The 18,914-nt window shown below is 35.5% G+C and carries 17 protein-coding genes; 11 read left to right on the top strand and 6 right to left on the bottom strand.

Going from position 1 to position 18,914, the window contains the following annotated elements; translation table 11 throughout:
- Positions 1–203 precede the first annotated feature (203 nt).
- On the top strand, positions 204–1,349 hold the full coding sequence (locus tag FJQ98_RS13445; RefSeq protein ID WP_053595052.1) for a YhgE/Pip domain-containing protein: 1,146 nt from the start codon (positions 204–206) through the stop codon (positions 1,347–1,349).
- Between the two features lie 44 nt (positions 1,350–1,393).
- Here the strand turns inward: FJQ98_RS13445 and FJQ98_RS13450 are convergent, their stop codons facing one another.
- Both FJQ98_RS13450 and FJQ98_RS13455 read right to left on the bottom strand, forming a co-directional pair.
- Positions 1,394–1,993: a TetR/AcrR family transcriptional regulator gene (locus FJQ98_RS13450; protein ID WP_053595051.1), complete on the bottom strand. Its 600-nt coding sequence runs from the start codon at positions 1,991–1,993 to the stop codon at positions 1,394–1,396.
- A 14-nt stretch (positions 1,994–2,007) separates the two neighbouring features.
- On the bottom strand, positions 2,008–2,625 hold the full coding sequence (locus tag FJQ98_RS13455) for a TetR/AcrR family transcriptional regulator (RefSeq protein ID WP_053595050.1): 618 nt from the start codon (positions 2,623–2,625) through the stop codon (positions 2,008–2,010).
- Between the two features lie 455 nt (positions 2,626–3,080).
- On the opposite strand from FJQ98_RS13455, the gene FJQ98_RS13460 reads away from it, so the two are divergent.
- The 7 genes from FJQ98_RS13460 (at position 3,081) to FJQ98_RS13490 (ending at position 10,648) form a co-directional block, all read left to right on the top strand.
- A complete protein-coding gene (locus FJQ98_RS13460; RefSeq protein WP_053595049.1) occupies positions 3,081–4,010 on the top strand; it encodes an ABC transporter ATP-binding protein in 930 nt (309 codons plus the stop codon).
- Positions 4,007–4,897, top strand: coding sequence for an ABC transporter ATP-binding protein (locus FJQ98_RS13465; protein ID WP_241774567.1), 891 nt, complete (start codon positions 4,007–4,009; stop codon positions 4,895–4,897). The genes FJQ98_RS13460 and FJQ98_RS13465 overlap by 4 nt, the downstream gene beginning before the upstream one ends.
- On the top strand, positions 4,890–5,675 hold the full coding sequence (locus tag FJQ98_RS13470; protein ID WP_053595047.1) for an ABC transporter permease subunit: 786 nt from the start codon (positions 4,890–4,892) through the stop codon (positions 5,673–5,675). The genes FJQ98_RS13465 and FJQ98_RS13470 overlap by 8 nt, the downstream gene beginning before the upstream one ends.
- A 361-nt stretch (positions 5,676–6,036) precedes the next feature.
- Positions 6,037–6,720, top strand: coding sequence for a response regulator transcription factor (locus tag FJQ98_RS13475; protein WP_053595046.1), 684 nt, complete (start codon positions 6,037–6,039; stop codon positions 6,718–6,720).
- Positions 6,720–7,859, top strand: coding sequence for a sensor histidine kinase (locus FJQ98_RS13480; RefSeq protein WP_053595045.1), 1,140 nt, complete (start codon positions 6,720–6,722; stop codon positions 7,857–7,859). The genes FJQ98_RS13475 and FJQ98_RS13480 overlap by 1 nt, the downstream gene beginning before the upstream one ends.
- 223 nt (positions 7,860–8,082) lie before the next feature.
- Positions 8,083–8,331 (top strand): hypothetical protein, encoded by a 249-nt coding sequence (locus FJQ98_RS13485; RefSeq protein ID WP_053595044.1) that lies wholly within the window; start codon positions 8,083–8,085, stop codon positions 8,329–8,331.
- 160 nt (positions 8,332–8,491) lie between these two features.
- Complete coding sequence (locus tag FJQ98_RS13490; protein ID WP_053595043.1) at positions 8,492–10,648, top strand: ATP-dependent helicase; 2,157 nt, start codon at positions 8,492–8,494, stop codon at positions 10,646–10,648.
- Positions 10,649–10,694: 46 nt separating this feature from the next.
- Here the strand turns inward: FJQ98_RS13490 and FJQ98_RS13495 are convergent, their stop codons facing one another.
- Genes FJQ98_RS13495 through FJQ98_RS13505 form a run of 3 tightly spaced genes read right to left on the bottom strand, consistent with a single transcriptional unit; the run spans position 10,695 to position 14,446 of the window.
- Positions 10,695–12,689: an oxidoreductase gene (locus tag FJQ98_RS13495; RefSeq protein WP_053595042.1), complete on the bottom strand. Its 1,995-nt coding sequence runs from the start codon at positions 12,687–12,689 to the stop codon at positions 10,695–10,697.
- A gap of 17 nt (positions 12,690–12,706) precedes the next feature.
- Positions 12,707–14,305, bottom strand: coding sequence for a sodium:solute symporter family protein (locus tag FJQ98_RS13500; RefSeq protein WP_053595041.1), 1,599 nt, complete (start codon positions 14,303–14,305; stop codon positions 12,707–12,709).
- 3 nt (positions 14,306–14,308) lie between these two features.
- Positions 14,309–14,446, bottom strand: coding sequence for a hypothetical protein (locus FJQ98_RS13505; RefSeq protein WP_158003031.1), 138 nt, complete (start codon positions 14,444–14,446; stop codon positions 14,309–14,311).
- A 167-nt stretch (positions 14,447–14,613) separates the two neighbouring features.
- Here FJQ98_RS13505 and FJQ98_RS13510 point away from each other — a divergent pair, with 167 nt between their 5' ends.
- The gene (locus FJQ98_RS13510; RefSeq protein WP_053595040.1) at positions 14,614–15,177 is read left to right on the top strand and encodes a helix-turn-helix domain-containing protein; all 564 of its coding nucleotides are present in this window, start codon (positions 14,614–14,616) and stop codon (positions 15,175–15,177) included.
- A gap of 661 nt (positions 15,178–15,838) precedes the next feature.
- Here the strand turns inward: FJQ98_RS13510 and FJQ98_RS13515 are convergent.
- Positions 15,839–17,191 carry a sigma-54 interaction domain-containing protein gene (locus FJQ98_RS13515; protein WP_053595039.1) on the bottom strand — a complete coding sequence of 451 codons (1,353 nt, stop codon included), beginning with the start codon at positions 17,189–17,191 and terminating at the stop codon, positions 15,839–15,841.
- A gap of 307 nt (positions 17,192–17,498) precedes the next feature.
- On the opposite strand from FJQ98_RS13515, the gene FJQ98_RS13520 reads away from it, so the two are divergent.
- Both FJQ98_RS13520 and FJQ98_RS13525 read left to right on the top strand, forming a co-directional pair.
- Positions 17,499–18,518: an NAD(P)/FAD-dependent oxidoreductase gene (locus tag FJQ98_RS13520; protein WP_053595038.1), complete on the top strand. Its 1,020-nt coding sequence runs from the start codon at positions 17,499–17,501 to the stop codon at positions 18,516–18,518.
- A gap of 23 nt (positions 18,519–18,541) precedes the next feature.
- Positions 18,542–18,778 (top strand): ferredoxin, encoded by a 237-nt coding sequence (locus FJQ98_RS13525; protein ID WP_053595037.1) that lies wholly within the window; start codon positions 18,542–18,544, stop codon positions 18,776–18,778.
- The last annotated feature ends 136 nt before the right edge of the window (positions 18,779–18,914 follow it).

The raw sequence follows: 18,914 nt of genomic DNA on the forward strand, positions 1-18,914 counted from the left end.
ACAACGATGACTGTTAATCATGCAAGTATGTTCAGCCACAAAGTACGTACAACTTTATAAAAACAATAAATTTAATAAACATATCCACCACAGATGTTCATTACTCAACGTTTCGCTATCATTTGCCGATAGCGTTTAATCATCTATTCACTTATATTTATATTAATAAACCAACACAATGTTTATTAATTGGAGGAGAAAAGATGAAAAACAAATTTTTAGTACTACCATTTATTGCGGTCATCGTGTTAGGAATTATTTTTCTATCAACACAAATTCCAGCTGTTAAAATGAGTCCAAAAGATTTACCTGCTGCTCTTGTGTCCGAAGATGCTGGAGAAATGGGAGATACCTTATTGCAGAATTTGCAAAATCAATTAGCAGCAACGGGAATGGATACGATTAAGTTCAAAGTTTACGACTCAGTTAAATCGATGGAAGAAGCGATGAAAGAACAAGAGGTGTATGGGGGATTAGTGATACCTGAAAATTTCTCTGCACAATTTGCTTCGTTACAAACACCTTCTCCTGAAAATCCAAAGATGCTCATTTATATTAATCAAGGAGCAAATACAACAGTATCAACAATGCTAACATCTGCCTTGGATAACATTGTTAAGCAACTGAATTCGGTAATGAGTACACAATTGCTTCAAAATATTGAGCAAGCAAACGTACCAATTCAAGCAGGTCAGGTCACAACATTAGTTGCACCCATTCATGCGGAAACGATTTATGTAAACGCTGTAGGGGATTTAGGATCTGCCCCAACAGCATTCTTCCAACCTCTTTGGTTTGCGAGTATTATCGGAGCTGTTTTAATTTATTTAGCGCAGAAGAAGACTACTTTTATTTCAAAGAAACAAAAGCTACAATTCAATTTAGTACAATCCATTGTTGCAATCATCTACGCGTTTTTTGCTGGCTATTTTGTCACTTGGTCAACAACATGGATACTAGGTTTTTCTTTCGAAAGTTTCAATAAAGTCGCCTTATTTAGTTCGCTTGCATGTTTAGGTTTCTTATTTTTAATACTAGCAACGATTACTTGGTTAAGTCTACCTAGCTTAGTTGTCTTCGTTTTACTGATGTTCTTTGGATTACCTTTAATTCAATTGGCACCTGAAATGTTACCAGCTTTTTATCAAGATTACATTTTACCATGGTTGCCGATGAAGTTTTTAATTAATGGTTTAAAAGATATTTTATACTTCGGTCAGGGTGTATTTAATGGAAATGGCGTGGTATTATCCTGGATTGCAGTAATTTCGTTTATTTTACTATGGGTAAAGCAGCTTATTGAAAAGCCTAGTCAACCTGAAGAAATAGATACGGAAGTTATAAAATAAAATAATAACAGGCCTCTGCATTAAAAGTAGGGGCCTGTTATTATTTATTTAGTAGATGGGAGAACCCCAAAAGCTTCTATGGGCCCTTTAAAAATAATATCGGTTATCATTTTAGCTAATTGTTCCGGTGTTTGTTTCATATCTGATTTAAGCCAATATTGAATCACACTAATAAACGTTGCACTTCCAAATAGCGCCAAAAAATCAACGGGGTATGAAAATTGATGTTCGGTCACTTTTGATGGTGTGTAATTTCGGAACATATATATAAATGCATTCTTTACTCGATCTTGAAAGGTAAAGATTCCTCTTGTTTTTAATAAAATTGAGAGTAATTCTCTTTCTTCTTGTAAACAATGAAAAACGTGAACGATGGTAGGATACCGTTTATGAAGAAATTCACTCATAGTATCATCATCCTTTAAATACGCCAATACAACATGCTCAAGCTTCTCAAATAGCTCTTGCTCGTACTTTTCCAACAGATCATATTTATCAATGTAATGTAAATAAAAAGTTCCTCGATTGATATTTGCACGTTCTGTAATATCTAAAACTGTTATTACCTCAAAATCCTTTTCGTCCATCAATGAAAGTAGTGCCTTCCGTATTTCTTTTCTTGTTTTCACCACACGTCGATCCATATTTCCCCTCCCAATTACTTTTTTAAACCTGCAGCAAAGAAAGGGCCATTTATAGTCATCGTGGATAAAATACGAGCCATCTCTTGCGGTGATTTCTCTCCATCACTGTTAAGCCATTGCTGAATAACACCTATATGTGCCGATGCAACATAGGAAATTAAGTATTCAGCCGGAACTAGGAAATTCTCCTGCTTAATAAGTGGATTATTGTTACTTTCAAATAGTGTTTTCCATATGAACTTTTTTAATTTAGTTTGGAACGATAAATCTCCTTTTGGACCCAACATGGCTTTCATAAACCGTCTATTTTGATCTATATATTCAAAAATTGAAACCATAATGGTAAAAGGGGTAGTAGTTGGAGTGTTCGCTTCAATGTCTGCAATGAGATCCGGATAATTCTTTATGATCATATCAGCCATTTCTTGCATAAATTCTTCCTCACATTTGTTCATTAAATCATACTTATCTTGATAATGGGCATAAAAGGTTCCACGATTAATTTTTGCCTTAGTTGTTATATCTTTAACGGTAACTGCCTCAAAACCTTTTTCTTCTATCAAATCGATCAATGCATCCCGGATAGATTCTTTTGTACGAACGACACGTAAATCTGTATTTATATCCCGCATATTATTTCCCTCCTAATTTTTTACCAACACATTCAGGAAAGGTGTCGGCTAAACGACACATCCGTTAATTCTGATTATTGATAAGAGTTTTATCGATGATTATAATTTGAAGTGTAATAGAACAACGTGTTGTTTATCATTGTAACTGAAAATAAGGGGGAAATAAAGTGGTCGTGATTCTTTTCCCTCCATACAATTTTCAAAAGATAACACCTCTTCGTGTGAAGCATATATATTTTTCATTGAGGGAAATAATACTTTAGCATCAACCATTGTGACTTCGGTAGTAGTAGTGCTATTGCCATCACGATTTATACCATTATCATTATTTAGATAAAGGTTTATCTAAGAAAGCAGGTTGAGGTTTATTCAACAGTATGTTCGGAAAGAGATTGTATTAATACGATAGTATAGCTAAAATGGCTAAATTTCATAGAGATTCGAGGAGTGAGAAGATGACGGTGATTTCATTACAACATGTCACAAAGGATTATGGACATGGACGGGGGATTTTTGATGTTTCATTCAATGTTGAAAAAGGTACTGTGTATGGATTTTTAGGGCCAAATGGGGCTGGAAAAACGACTGCCATTCGTCACATTATGGGATTTTCAAAACCGCAACAAGGTATCGTTACCGTAAATGGTCTCGATAGTTGGACAAATGCTAGTACCATCCAAGAAAAGCTCGGCTATTTACCTGGCGAAGTAGCTTTGCCGGAAAATTTATCAGGTGAGCAATTCATTCAAATGATGATGGATTTACGAAAAGTTAAAGATGATACACATTGTAAAAAACTAATCGATTTCTTTGAACTTGATGCTTCAGGAAAGATAAAACGTATGTCACTTGGTATGAAAAGAAAATTAGCGATTGTGACGGCATTCATGCATGATCCGGATGTACTCGTACTCGATGAGCCAACAAGTGGTTTAGACCCAATTATGCAGCAACGCTTTATCGATTTCGTGAAAGAAGAAAAAAAACGTGGCAAAACAATATTACTTTCAAGTCATATATTTACTGAAGTCGATGCTACTTGTGATGAAATTTCGATTATTAAAGATGGACATTTGATTTCTTCATTTAACAAACAAGAATTATTAAAAATGACAGAAAAGGTCTTTAATTTGACAGTCCAAAACGCAATGCATTATACGCAGCTTGTGCAGATGATTGAATCGAATGCAGCAATCCATCTACTCTTTAAAAATGAACAAACAAATGAGCTTCAAGTAGGTTGCTATCCAGGTGACTTACCACAACTCATCAAATTATTAGCCGATTTTCCTATCTCAAGTTTCAACGAAGTGCCGTTTAGTTTAGAAAAGCATTTCATGGAATTTTATGATAGACGTGTAGGAGGGGAATTAGCGTGGCAATGATTGAATTACAAAATGTAACGAAAGATTACGGAGATAGTCGAGGGATTTTTAATATCAACCTTTCAATTGAATCCGGTGAAGCATTTGGGTTTGCTGGTACAAACGGAGCAGGGAAAACAACGACGATTCGCCATTTAATGGGGTTTTTAAAACCAAATACCGGAACAGTGAAAATTAAGAACCTAGATGCGTGGCATAATGCTGCGGAAATTAAGCAGTGGGTTGGCTATATTCCAGGAGAAATTGCCTTTCCTGATGTGAAAACTGGCTGGGAGTTCATTCATCAACAAGCAGAACTTTTAAAACTAACGGATTTAAGCTATGCAAACCAAATAATTGAAAGACTGCAGCTTGACCCTTCAGCAAATATTAAACGTATGTCAAAGGGAATGAAACAGAAAACCGCGATTGTTGTCGCATTGATGGCCAACGCTCCAATTCTTATTTTAGATGAGCCTACAACGGGACTTGATCCATTAATGCGTGCGGAATTTATACAAATTATCAAAGAGGAAAAAGCTAAAGGCAAAACGATTTTTATGTCTAGCCATATGTTCGAAGAAATCGAAGAAACTTGTGATAAAGTGGCGATGATTAAAGAGGGTAAAATAATTACGATCAAATCCATTTCAACGATTACGTCAAATGAAAATCAACAATTTATCATCGAGTTTAGTAATGAGCAGGAATGTACTCGTTTTATTCAAGAGAAGATCGATTCGGTGGCTATTAGTAATACAACTGTTTCTGTAAATGTTGAAAATAATACATTAAATAAATTTTTAGCTGTTTTATCAACGTATCAATTCGATAATTTAACAGAACAAAAACATACGCTTCAAGAGCAGTTCTATCACCTATACTCAGGAGGACAATCTAATGATTAATGGTACGATTTTTAAACAAACCTTACGCGCAAATGTGAAACTTTGGCTTATTTTCACTATTGTTTTAACTATATTACAAGTAGTAATGATTGCTGTATTCGATGCTAGTACATTAACAGATGTTAGTCAATTAGTAGAAGGTACACCACTAGCAGGATTACTTGGAAAGACGACGTTACTAAGTATGCTTGCTTCAACATTTTATTCAATTCATGGTGTCATATTCCCAATTATTTTCATCATTATGACAGCAAATAGTTTAATTGCATCTCAAGTTGATCGCGGCTCCATGGCCTACTTATTATCAACACCAACGAAACGATCTACAATTATTGTTACACAAGCTTTTTACTTAATTATAGCTTTAGTTGTCATGTTCTTTATTGAAACAGCTGCTGGTCTTGTAACCATTCAAGTGTTCCAATCTAACACAGATATTGTGGTAGCTGATTTTGTTATGCTGAATGTTGGTTTATTATTATTAATGTTTGCAATTAGCGGTATTTCGTTCTTTTTCTCAAGCTATTGCAACTTAACGAAAAACTCCCTTGCTTTTGGGGCTGGTATTCCTATTGCCTTTTTCTTATTTCAGTTGCTAAGCTCAGTTGACGAAAGCCTTAATGTACTTAATTACTTCACAGTTAATGCATTATTTGATACAACTGCTATTCTAGAAGGCGAAAACTATTGGTGGAAGCTACTCATTCTTTTAGGTATTGGCATAGTTCTCTATATAGCAAGTCTAGAAGTATTTAAACGAAAAGACCTTCCGCTTTAATCTTCATAAAAACGAGCATTGAATATCACTGAATCTTAAAATATTCAGATATGTGTTATAGAATATCGTTAAAATAAACAGCTTTACAATTAATGGCACCTCCAATTGTTAGACAAAAATCTAACCTATTGGAGGTGCTTTTATTTTCAGTATCGACTCCGTAAAGTCGATGTAATAGTATCAACTTATGAACTTTACTACAGGAAGGAAAGCAGGTCGAAAATTTGCTATAAATCAAAGCATAAACTAGTTACAATGAAAGTATTCCTTTACAGAAATAAATTACTATTTAATAATAATTGCTTAACATAGATTTAACACACACCTATTTAAAATAATAAAAATGAGGTGATTACGATATATGAGAATTCTTGTTGTTGAAGATGAGATAGATTTACAGGAAGCTATTGCTGAGGGACTTAGAATAGATGGGTATGCAGTTGATACATGTAGTAATGGAGAAGATGCTTATGAACTGGCGTACGTTGAAAATTATGACTTAATAATACTTGATTTAAATCTTCCAAAAATGGACGGATTAAAGGTTTTAGAAAAGTTAAGAGAAGAAAATAAAGAAATAAAAGTCTTAATCCTTAGTGCAAGAAGTAGCGTAAATGACAAAGTTAAAGGTTTAGATATTGGTGCAAATGATTATTTAGCTAAACCATTTGCCTTTGCAGAATTGGAAGCAAGAATTAGAAATTTATTAAGGCGAAAATTTGTGCAGGAAAATAACCTTTTATCTTGCGGTAATATAAAAATTGATTTATTAAAACGCACCGCATTTATGGGTGAAAAAGAACTAAAACTAACAAAAAAAGAATTCGCATTGCTTGAATACTTCCTGCTTAATCAAGAAAAGGTAATCAGTCAAGAAGAATTAATTGAACACATTTGGGATGAAAATGCCGATAGCTTTAGTGGTGCTATTCGAGTTCATATAGCTACATTACGAAAAAAACTGAAAGCTCTTTTAGACTATGATCCAATACGTACTAAGATTGGTGAGGGTTATTTTATTACTAAAAATGATGGTGATGCTTGATGTTTAAAAAAATGCCAATTCGGCTGCGACTTACTGTAATGATGGTAATTTTGTTAACGATTTGTTGTGTAGGGCTTACATTAATTTTAAATTTTTCTGCTGGTATAATGGCAACGAGAATTGATGCAGCGGTTCTATCACCTGCACAAGTGGTTGGTGAAGATAGCAATATTATTGACAATCTCCAAACGCCATCAAATGCCATGATGACTACACCATCAGAAGATGTACAAGAAGCAAGAACGGACTTTCAGATTAAAAGTGTTTTTTATCTGCTTTTAGTCATTGTCGGTGGGGGCATATTGACATATTATGTATCGGGCAAAGTGTTAAAACCACTTGATACACTAAATAGTCAAATTAAGAATAGGACTGTGCATAATCTATCGGAAACGATGGACATTCCACCAACCAATGATGAAATAGCTGAGCTAACGCAGTCTTTTAATGAAATGACGGATAAGCTAAACGATGCTTTTATGATGCAAAGCCGCTTTTCTGCAAGTGCGGCCCATGAACTCCGAACGCCACTTGCGGTTTTAAAAGCAAAGGTTGATGTATTTAAAAAGAAACATACACATTCTACAGAAGAATATATTGCTTTGATTTCTGTTTTTGAAAAGCAAACACAGCGATTATCCGAGCTTGTTCGTAGCCTTTTGGATATGACAAATATGAATGTTGGATTTGAAAATGAAACTATTTGTTTGAAGGATGTTTTAGAAGATATTGTTTCCGAACTTTCTCATATTGCTAATGAAAAAAATGTTACATTATATTTGGATTGCGCTGATGCTGTTGTTTATGGAAATATAGACTTACTTTATCAAGCGTTCTATAACCTTGTTGAAAATGGTATTAAATACAATATCGATGGCGGTAAGGTAATGATTAAAGTTAAATCGGATAAAAAGCAGATAATAGTTGACATTAAAGACACTGGAATTGGTATTCCCGATGAAGAAAAGAAGAATATATTTGAACCGTTTTACCGAGTGGATAAATCACGCTCTCGTGAAATGGGCGGTTCAGGCTTGGGACTTTCTATTGTGCAAAGTATCATAAACAAACATAACGGAAAAATTACAGTTACAGACAATAAAAATGGCGGTACTTGGTTTAAGATTATATTAAATTAATTTAACAGGATATGTAAAAGGCTTTAAGTGGCAGTTAGAACTGTTTATTTAAGGCTTTTTTTTCGGATTTTGGAGAAGTATTCCTCTTAACACGGATTTAACATGGATTGTTATATATTGGTGACATCCAATAGAAATGGTGCAGGCAATCCGATTCTATTGTGAGATTATGGAATCTATCCATCGTAGGGTAGAGGCTAAAAACAATTTAGGAGGAATTTATATGAAGAAAACATTATCAATCGCTACACTTATGCTAGGGTTATCTGTTGTTGCAGGATCTGCATATGCTGCGAGCAACAACGACATGTGGGAAACTACTAAATCCAGTGAACCTGTCAATTTAGAAGAAATGGCTAAAGAAAAAGGGATCACGTTAGATGAACTGATTGCTCAGCTTGAAAAAGAAGGGAAGCTGACAAAAGCCGCTAGTGTAACAGAAGCCATGTCAGCAGAAAAAAACAATAAGTAACATATAGAGAGTTACTGGAGCTGTAACAAAAGTAAACTTCTGCTTGGGGGAGAGCTTTTGTTACAGCTTTTCTTTGCTTTAATATTGTGCTGCTTTCCTCGGATGAATCCTCATCATTTGGTATAATAAAGAATAGATTTTTTGGAACGGAGCGATTGATATGAATGGAGCGCAAAAAGCGTTTTTTGAGGAAAAGGAGCGTTCACTTGGCGTTCGTCTAAATGATGTGCAGACGCAGGCGGTGTTGCAAACGAATGGTCCGCTATTACTATTGGCATCTCCCGGTTCAGGAAAAACGACGACGATTATTATGCGTATCGGCTATATGATTGAGGCGCTTGGTGTTAATCCTTCTCGCATAAAGGCTGTCACGTTTAGTAAGGCATCAGCCGGTGATATGAAGTCACGTTTTGCAAAGTTTTTCCCGCATTTGCCACCGGTTGATTTTTCGACGATTCATAGTTTAGCATTTCAAGTTGTGCGGCAGACACTTGAACGTCAGGGCATTTCGTACGGCATCATTGAAGAATCGGACAAGCCTGGTGTTGTTTCAAAAAAACGAGTGCTTCGCGAGATTTTTGAACAATTAAATGGTTCAAAAATTACCGAAGATCAGTTAGACGAGCTACTGACGTACATAACGTTTATCAAAAATAAAATGCTACCAGAACAGGAATGGGCAATTGCAGAAGTAAAGGTGCCAAGAAAAGTCGAGATTTTACAGCGTTATGAGGAATATAAACGCACAGGTAGTGACCGTTTGTTAATTGATTTTGACGATATGCTATTAATGGCGAATGATATTTTCACGAAAAATCGAGAGGTGTTGGCGCAATACCAACGCCGCTACGATTATTATTTAACAGATGAAAGTCAGGATACATCGCCCGTTCAACATGCGATCATCGCGAAGCTCGTCGCAGTCCATCAAAATTTATGCGTCGTTGCAGATGAGGATCAGGCCATTTATAGCTGGCGCGGTGCAGAGCCAGATTATTTGTTGAATTTCCGAAAGATATATCCGGAGGCGCATGTTTTACTTATGACGCAAAACTATCGTTCATCTGCAACGATTGTAGAGCCAGCCAATATATTCATTCAGCGAAATAAAAAACGTTATAACAAACAAATGTTTACGGAAAATCCTGCAGCAGAGCCAATCTCGTTTAAAATCCTAGAGAATTACAATTTACAGGCCAAATATTTAGTGGACCAGTTGAAAAATCTGTCTAAGCGCGGCTCAACGGCTATTTTATATCGAAATAACACGTCAGCCATTCCGCTTATGGACGCGTTTGACAGAGCAGGTTTGCCTTTCTATATGAAAGATTCCACGATTCGCTTTTTCACGCATTGGGTCGTGGAGGATATTAAGAACTTCATGCGTTTAGCGTACAATACAAAAAATATCACGGTATTTGAAAAAGTTTACAGAAAAATGAATGCTTATATTACACCAACGCAATTGAAGGCGCTACAGAAAGTGCCGGATGATGGCTGTGTATTCACACAGTTGTTAGAGCACGTTGAGTTAAAGGATTATCAGCCTGAATATATTAAGCGGATTCGCAAAACGTATGATAGCATTCAATTTGATAAAACGACGCCAACAGCTATGCTAGAGCATATCCGTTATGACTTTGGTTATGAGCGTACCTTAAAGAAAATGAGTGAGAAACTCGGTTTTAATTATGAAAATTTATTAGATATTGTGAATGTACTTGGTTTAATTGCTCGTCATACGCCGACGATGACCGAATTTGCGGGTCGTTTGAAGCAGCTTGAAAATTTAGCACGTTCGTCTCATATAAAAAATGAATTGAATGCAATTACACTGACAACATTGCACAGTTCAAAAGGCTTGGAATTTGACCGTGTGTATTTGATTGACTTGATTGAGGGAATTTTACCTAGTGAGGCAGAAGAAGAAATCGAGGAAGAAACGCGACTCTTTTATGTCGGTATCACGCGTGCGATTAGCCATTTGGAATTAATTTCGTATAGTAAGCGCTTTAAAACAAGTGTGGTGCCATCGATTTTCATGAAGGCGTTAAAACAAATTGTTTCACCGCAGGAATTGCCAAAGAAAACGCCGGAAAGTCCGAGGAAAGCACTGAAGCAATACAGTAATGAGCGGACGATTACAACCGAGTCAGCGTTAATCGTTGGCTCAAAAGTAAAGCATGTGATTTTTGGAGAAGGGGAGATATTAGCCGTTACGAGTAGCACGATTGAAATGTCATTTGCTACGAGGATTAAGAAATTTTTGACGGATACATGTTTACAGCAAGGCTATTTAGAAACGATGGAAGATTAAATGAAGCGTATTCGGGATTTTTTCGAATACGCTTTTAAGGTTTAAACTATATATTTAAATTCAAAGAATTAGTAATTTGTTCTTCAATTTGAGTAACAGTTGTTAAACCTTCCAACGTTGCTTCTTCAATCGTTCTTGGTGCGAGACAATCACCAATTTGAGCTACATAAGGAGCCATGTTCTTTATTGTCTCAAACAGTTCTGTATTCGGTATTCTTCCAACAGCTAAAATAACATGATCAGCATTTATTAATCTTTTCTCATGTGTAAATAGATTACGCATGTGAATTCCATCTTTCGAGATTCCACCAAAATCGTGATGTGTAATCATTTCGATATTTGCCGCGTATAAATGCTTCATGTATTCATTTCGTAAATACTGATGTACATCTTCTGCAATATATAAACGCGCAGTAACAAGTGTTACTTGACAACCTTTTTCTGCTAAATAAAGAGTTGCCTCTAGCCCAGCCCAATCTCCTTTAAAATCAAATACTATTGCCTTTTCGTTCTTTTTAAAAATGTTTTTCTTAAATAAATCATCAATTAATATCACTCTCTCATCCATTACTCCCTCAACATTAGGAATATAAGGTCGTGAACCAACTGCACAAATAATTGCATCCGCCTTAAATTCTTCAATTTCCTTTGGAGATAACTTTGTATTAAGCTTTAGTTGAATATTAGTCAATGCCAGTTGGCGTGAATAATTATCGAGCATCGCTGAAGCCATTTCATTTCGTTGTGGTGCATGTAGCATCAAATTTAGTGACCCACCAATACGATCCGATTGATCCACCACTGTTACATCATAACCCATAGTATCCGCAGTAATGGCTGCTTCAAGTCCACCAGGTCCAGCACCAATAATTAGTACTTTTCTAGAAGGGTTATTTTGCTGAAGAACGCGCTCAAAGAATACTTCGTTACCTACTTGTGGATTTTGAACACAACCAATTGGTAAATCTTTATGATAATGCCCAATGCATGCTTGTAGACAACCAATGCAAGCATTTATCATTTGATGTTCACCATTTTTTGCTTTATTTGGCATATTAGGATCGACAATAGTAGCACGTGTCATTCCAACCATATCCGCTCGACCACTACTAATAATTTTTTCACCTTGAATCGGGTCGACAATTCGTGAACCAACGAATACAGGAACTGCTGCTTCTAGACGTATTTTAAAGCTATCAGGGGCCAAATATGCCTGTTTCATCGGAGCCGGCGGAACAATGTGAGTAGAACCTGCATAAGTACTGGAATCGCCAGCAGTAATATTAATAAAATCAACACGAACTTTATCCGTCAAATACTCTGCAATTTTGATGGAGTCTTTAATAGTTAATCCATCCATTGTCATCTCATCAGAACTCATTCGAATTCCTACAGTAAAATCTTCGTCAACTTCTTGCCATATTGCTTGTATTGTTTCTACTATAAAACGCATACGATTTTCAAAGCTTCCACCATATTCATCGTTGCGTTTATTGGTTTGTTCACTCCAAAATTGTGCAGGCAAATACCCATGGGAACAACAAACCTCAACACCGTGTAGTCCGCCATCCTTTGCATTGCGCGCTGACTTAGCAAAACCTGTAATCACCTCTTGAATTTCTGAGAATGACATTGGCCGTGGCATTGTGCCAAAACGCAAACTTGGGATAGAAGAGGGTGCAAGTGCAGCAGATCGATAATTACTGGACACAATTTCACGTCCTCCGTGAAAAAGTTGTGCAAAAACTTTCGTATCATATGGAGAAACTTTCTCTATCAACTTACGATAGATTTCTTTAATACTAGGATCAAAAGCAGCAATTGTATGTGTTGTTAAAAGACCAGACGAATGCACTGCACCAGCTTCTAAAATAATCAGACCAAGACCGCCTCTTGCACGAGTAACATGATAAGCAATTAAATCATCTGTAGGAATACCGTCCAGTACGTGATTTGTTTGATGTGCTGTTGATAAAATACGATTTTTGATTATCGTATTTCCAATTTCAACAGGTGTAAATAAATATTTAAATTCCGACATAGCAAATCCTCCTTCTTTTAAGCATGTGAGATAGGCCAATAATAGAAAACAAATGTGATAATTACGACAACGATTCCACTTATGATTAAATAAGTAGGGTATCGTTTTGTAATTGCCATTTCTTGTTTCTCGTTTTCTTCCATTGGTTGTTGATGAAGCATTCGTTGATATGAAACTTCTTCCTCAGTAATAACACCAAATTTAGAAACTACATACAGAGTAATAGAGCTAAGGATAAATCCTATAATTACTGGATGGAGGTAAATAGGTAACTTAATTAATATACCGATCGCTTCTCCAGCAATTACTCCTAAAAATCCTGCAATAATACTCCAGAAAGCACCAAGACTTGTTACAGTTTTTGAAAATACACTTGAAAAAGCAACAGGTCCCCATGATGCTGCAAAAAGAGTTGCTGCAAAATAGCCAATCCACATGACAGAAGGAGGTTGCCATACACCAATTATTAGAACGCTAACCGTCACAATAATCATTGAAATTCGACTAAAACTCAGTAGTTTCTGATCACTATATTTCTTCTTACTGAATGGTTGAATGATATCATTAGCGATACTACTACCGATAAGTTGTAAAAATGTTGCACATGATGAAAGAGCTGCTGCCATAATGCCGCTTACAATGATAACTCCAAGCCAAGAAGGGACAAGATGCATTGCTGCCCAAATGAATACTTTTTCCGTAGGGTAAATAGATGAATTCACATTGTTGATCATCGCCATACTAGAATGTAAGAATATATAAATCGTAAAAATCGAAATAGTTGCCCAAACACCTGATCGAATGGCTACATGCTCATTTTTTGCCATTAAGTATCGACTGCTTTGCCATGGACTAATCGCTACTACAGAACCCCATACAAGTCCCATTATAACTGCCCATATTAATACATCTGTTGGCGATCCCATATAGGCACCTGATCCGGTAACACCGTGCCAGCTAAAGATATTGGGTTTTTCTACATTATTAGCAGCTTTCATAATAGCATCAGGGAAACCGCCAGTAGCTTTGATGATGAATGGAAAAGACACATAAGCTGCTAACGAGAAAAGAAAGAACATGATCGTGTCATTAACCATTACACCTTTTGCACCTGACATTACCGTAAAGGAGGCGAAGACAATACACATAATCACAATTGCTATGGCATAAGGGATATTGAATATTTCGGACAATAGAAGAGATGAACCTTGAGTTACTGCCACTAAGTATGCAGCAATTCCAATAACTGTTGTAATCGCAGCAATTAAGCGAACTTTTCTTGAATTAAAGCGATTCCCGAAGTATTCAGGAACAGTAAGAGATTTACTTCTTCTTAAATAACGTCCAAATAGAAAAACTCCAAATATATAACCACTTGCATTAAAAATTACTAGAATTAATAATGGAATCGGATAACCTTCATAAGAAAACCCGGCTTCCCCCATAAAAGATACAGTACTTAAAAAAGATGCCACTAACGTCCCTGTAACCATTAACGTTGATCCACTTCGACCAGATATATAAAAGTCTTCCGTATTTTTGACGTTTTTTGATAGTATTGCACCAATAGCAATATATAAAATAAACGATACAATGATCCCTACGATAAATACCATCGACTACACCGCCTTATCAACTTTTTTAGGTATAGTTGGTTGAGAAGCTTGCTGTTCCATTTTTTTTAAATAACCCCTTGTAATAAAGCCCAAAACAATTAGTGAACTCCCATAAGCAATTGTAAAAATAAATTCTCCCATTATAACCCCTCCTTTAGATAATAAATAAACCCCTTAGATATGAAAAAGTGAAATAACCATTCTTTCCAATTCGTGGTATACTTTAAGTATCACTTAAAAAAATATAAAAATTTAAGCGTCACTTAAAATATATAGTATTCTGAAAATTCAGTCAAGGAGGTTTTTTTATGAATAACCAATCATTAGGAGAGAATATTAGAAGAATTCGTAAGGAAAAACACTATACCATTGAAATAATCGCAGAGAAAACTGGATTAACAGCAAGCTTTATCAGCCAATTTGAGCGTGGTTTGACGGATGGCTCAGTTGCAACTATAAAAAAAATAGCAGATGCTTTAGATCTACCTGTTTCTGCACTATTTAGTGACAATGAAGTGGATCCACATATAATTGAGGATGTCTCGATCGTTCGTAAAGATAGACGAAAAAAAATGCCATATCCAGATGGAAAGTTAACGGACTACATGCTGACAACAGGAGAGGGAAAATTACAGGTTCTTTTATGTGAAGTAGAGCCGGGAGGATGCAGTGGTTCTCAGTATAATCATGCAGGTGATGAGGAATGTATTATAATTTTAGAAGGGCAGATGGAAATTACCGTAGATACAAATACTTATATCTTAAATATTGGAGATACAATTAATTTTCCAAGTCATAAACCCCATGCTTGGCGCAATATTGGAAAAGAAACTTTGAAGGTAATATGGATAATCACGCCTACTGGTTTCTAGGAAGGCAGACGATATAAACACCACTACCAATATTTTTCACTCAATCTACAAATAATTAAATAAAAACCAATTAAATATGATGTTGCACATTTAAAGTTCAACATCTTTGCGCAGTATAACTTCATGGATTAATGCAGAGCAAGTTACTTTAAGAAATGTGTTTTCGGTAGCTGTAGAACATACCTTCTTAACGGGAGGGATAATATGCTAAAAAACTTCCTGAGGTTGAACTAATTGAAACTAATTTGGAGCTAAATGTATCAGATAGAAAAGAAGAAGGGTTTGGTTCTACAGGTATAAAATGATTAGTTAGTTGGGATAGTTGCTAAAGAAGTTGTGGACAACCTTAGATTTTTATAATAATAAGATAAATTTAATTGTAGAAATATTTCATACACTTCTTTCAATACTAAAAAGGGGGAGTCCCATTCTATACCCCAATTAAACTAAATAATATTATTTGAACCCTTGTCCCCATAGAAAAAACACCTCCAGATTGAGTATTTCAGGTTTAAATACCTGCTATTCAATGAAAGGTGTTTTTATTTGTCTCATATAATTAGGTCAGTGCGGTACGCTTTTGTAAGTGATCGAGTTTTTTATTGAATAGATATGACGAGCATCGTAAAGCTAAATATATTGTTTCTGATTTGACTTGCTATCAATTTTCATCACAATATTTCCTTATTAGTTTCGATGCTTGTGTTTGACTAATTTGTAAATCACTTGCCACTCTTCTAGAACTGCCATACTTTTCATATGATTTTTTCACCATTTTTTCTTTCACAAAATCGATCGCTTCTCCCAACGTAGCAGGTGAATCTTGATGCACTTGTTCGATTTGACGGTACATTAACTCTGGTAAGTCCTCCACATCAATGACGTCATCGCTTATAATGACTAATCTTTCCATGACATTTTCGAGTTGTCGAATATTTCCTGGCCAAGAGTACTCCGTAAACAACTTTAAGCATTTTTCTGAAATAACTTTATTCGTTTCGTACATGACATTAAATTTATACAAAAATTTATACGTTAACGGAATGATATCCTCTTTTCTCTCTCTAAGTAATGGCAATTGAATATCGATCACATTTAAACGATAAAACAAATCTTCGCGGAACTGTTTTTTTTCTACCATTTCAATAAGCTTTTGATTCGTTGCTGCGATAATACGAACATTCACTTTTTTCTCTTTAGCACTACCAATCGGAATGAATATCTTATCTTGAATTACTCGAAGTAATTTTGCTTGAAGGGGTAAAGACAACTCTCCTATCTCATCTAAAAATAATGTGCCTTCTTCCGCTGATTCAATTAATCCGATTTTACCGCCTTTATTTGCACCCGTGAAAGATCCAGCACTATACCCAAATAATTCGGCTTCTAACAAATCTGCTGGAATCGCTGCACAATTAATGGTTAAGAATGGATGAGATTTACGATTGCTAGCATTATGAATATGCTGCGCAAGCACTCCCTTCCCAGTTCCTGATTCCCCTTGTATTAAGATCGTCGATTCGGTTTTTGCAACTCTCTGTGCTAATAGAAGCAATTTCTTTACCTTTTTATTATTTGTCATCATCGCCGATTCGATTACATTGGGTTCTCGAATAGGATCCATCTTATTTTGCTGCGTCAATTTTAGCATTTTATAGTTTTGCAATTCTCGGGCTGTCGTCACAATTAATTTAATTTCATTATCCTTATTTATTATAGGTATAGCAGATGTTAGCAATTCAGCACCTAAGATAGTAGTTTGTTTTATGAAGATGGGTCTTTTCTTTTCATATACTTCAGGAAGTACAGACGGTGTCCAATACCCCTCGTTAAATAATTCATCGCTAAATCTTCCGATTACATCAGACTTCTTCAATCCGTAATGCCGCTCACATGCATTATTCACAAAAATAATTCGTCTATTTTCATCAAGAACAAAGATCTCATCCGACGAATAATCTAAAATTTGGAGCAATGCCTCCATTTCAAGATCAGTAGATAAACTAGCGAACATTTAAAAACCTCCCCCTCATTAAAATTGAGTCTAATAAAATTCAAATTGAGTCAATTTAAGTTCGTTCAATCATCAAGAGTTCAAGCATTTTGATAACGAAACTAGCTAATCATCAAGCTTACTTAAAAGTGGCATGAAAATTGCTTTATAAGTTTATGAATCGTTCATCAAGGACTTTTAAGTGAAGAGAGGATGTTGTTGTGAATGAATAAATGATGTGCCTAAGTTTACTCTATAGGATATAGGAAGTAATGTAAATGTCTGATATTTATAATTACTCTAATTGTAAAAAACGGAGGTTTTTTTAATGAATGGATATTCCAAAATATATGATATTACAATAATTGGTGGAGGTCCCATTGGTTTATTCACCGCATTTTATGCTGGAATGCGACAAGCCTCCATCAATATTATTGAAAGTTTACCGCAACTTGGCGGACAGTTATCGGCACTTTATCCGGAAAAGTTTATTTATGATGTAGCAGGATTTCCTAAAGTAAGTGCGCAAAACCTTGTGAATAACCTCATCGAACAGATGAATCAGTTTAAAGTGGATCATTGTCTTGGCCAAACAGTCCAAACGATTTATAGACGCGAAGATGGTGTTTTTGAACTTACGACAAATGAACAAACGCATTACTCAAAAACGATTATTATTACTGCTGGAAATGGTGCGTTCCAACCAAAAACGATTAAGTTGGAAAATGAAGAAACTTTCGTTGGAAAGAACTTGCATTATTTCGTTGACACGATTGAGAAATTTTCTAATAAAGAAGTTGTAATATTCGGCGGCGGTGACTCTGCTGTTGATTGGGCGCTTATGTTAGAACCAATTGCAAAAAAAGTAACATTAGTTCATAGAAGAGATTCGTTTAAGGCACATGAGTATAGTGTTGATCTGTTAAAAAAATCACGTGTGGAAATCCTAACACCATATGTCGCAACAAAATTAATCGGAGACGTACAAATAGAGAAAGTCATCATTCAAAACAACAAAAGTGAAGAAACAATTGAATTAACGGTAGATGATGTTCTTGTAAACTACGGTTTCGTTTCTTCGCTAGGTCCGATAAAAAACTGGGGCTTGGAGATCAAAAAAAATTCAATCGTTGTAAACTCGAAGATGGAAACAAATATTGAAGGGATCTACGCAGTAGGGGATATTTGTACGTACGAAGGAAAAGTAAAGCTAATTGTTACAGGATTTGGAGAGGTGCCGATTGCAGTCAATGAGGCGAAAATGTACGTTGATCCACAAGCTAAAAAACAAACACTTCATAGCACAAGCCTGATGGAGACAACATTTAAAGAGAAAGTAACAAACTAAAAATCATATGAGGAGGAAAAGATATGACAGTATATACGATGGTGGACCGCGAAACATGTATAGCATGCGGCGCATGTTCTGAAAACGCTCCTCATTTATTTGACCATGATGAAGAAGGTCTTTCCTTTTCATTACTTGATCTAAATGCTGGTAATACCGAGATCCACGAAGATTTTATAGAGGAATTAGAAATTGCAGTAGAGGAATGTCCAACAAATTCGATTAAAATCGCGACCGAACCGTTTACTATAAAAAAATAAGACGTAATTTGAGTTAGGAAAAACTCACTTTCCCCATTTCTAAGCGTGAAAAAAACTTCTCTACCTTGATGCCATCGTCTTTTCGAAGTTGGTACAATAATTGCGATATAGAGCTATAGATATCAAAATGCATTTT

Origin of the sequence: Lysinibacillus agricola, from assembly GCF_016638705.1 — a bacterium.
Taxonomy (GTDB): Bacteria; Bacillota; Bacilli; order Bacillales_A; family Planococcaceae; genus Lysinibacillus; species Lysinibacillus agricola.

Excerpts from the sequence above, each read along its gene's own strand:
- FJQ98_RS13445 (WP_053595052.1), top strand. The coding sequence starts at position 204 with ATGAAAAACAAATTTTTAGTACTACCATTTATTGCGGTCATCGTGTTA.
- FJQ98_RS13450 (WP_053595051.1), bottom strand. The coding sequence starts at position 1,993 with ATGGATCGACGTGTGGTGAAAACAAGAAAAGAAATACGGAAGGCACTA.
- FJQ98_RS13455 (WP_053595050.1), bottom strand. The coding sequence starts at position 2,625 with ATGCGGGATATAAATACAGATTTACGTGTCGTTCGTACAAAAGAATCT.
- FJQ98_RS13460 (WP_053595049.1), top strand. The coding sequence starts at position 3,081 with ATGACGGTGATTTCATTACAACATGTCACAAAGGATTATGGACATGGA.
- FJQ98_RS13465 (WP_241774567.1), top strand. The coding sequence starts at position 4,007 with ATGATTGAATTACAAAATGTAACGAAAGATTACGGAGATAGTCGAGGG.
- FJQ98_RS13470 (WP_053595047.1), top strand. The coding sequence starts at position 4,890 with ATGATTAATGGTACGATTTTTAAACAAACCTTACGCGCAAATGTGAAA.
- FJQ98_RS13475 (WP_053595046.1), top strand. The coding sequence starts at position 6,037 with ATGAGAATTCTTGTTGTTGAAGATGAGATAGATTTACAGGAAGCTATT.
- FJQ98_RS13480 (WP_053595045.1), top strand. The coding sequence starts at position 6,720 with ATGTTTAAAAAAATGCCAATTCGGCTGCGACTTACTGTAATGATGGTA.
- FJQ98_RS13485 (WP_053595044.1), top strand. The coding sequence starts at position 8,083 with ATGAAGAAAACATTATCAATCGCTACACTTATGCTAGGGTTATCTGTT.
- FJQ98_RS13490 (WP_053595043.1), top strand. The coding sequence starts at position 8,492 with ATGAATGGAGCGCAAAAAGCGTTTTTTGAGGAAAAGGAGCGTTCACTT.
- FJQ98_RS13495 (WP_053595042.1), bottom strand. The coding sequence starts at position 12,689 with ATGTCGGAATTTAAATATTTATTTACACCTGTTGAAATTGGAAATACG.
- FJQ98_RS13500 (WP_053595041.1), bottom strand. The coding sequence starts at position 14,305 with ATGGTATTTATCGTAGGGATCATTGTATCGTTTATTTTATATATTGCT.
- FJQ98_RS13505 (WP_158003031.1), bottom strand. The coding sequence starts at position 14,446 with ATGGGAGAATTTATTTTTACAATTGCTTATGGGAGTTCACTAATTGTT.
- FJQ98_RS13510 (WP_053595040.1), top strand. The coding sequence starts at position 14,614 with ATGAATAACCAATCATTAGGAGAGAATATTAGAAGAATTCGTAAGGAA.
- FJQ98_RS13515 (WP_053595039.1), bottom strand. The coding sequence starts at position 17,191 with ATGTTCGCTAGTTTATCTACTGATCTTGAAATGGAGGCATTGCTCCAA.
- FJQ98_RS13520 (WP_053595038.1), top strand. The coding sequence starts at position 17,499 with ATGAATGGATATTCCAAAATATATGATATTACAATAATTGGTGGAGGT.
- FJQ98_RS13525 (WP_053595037.1), top strand. The coding sequence starts at position 18,542 with ATGACAGTATATACGATGGTGGACCGCGAAACATGTATAGCATGCGGC.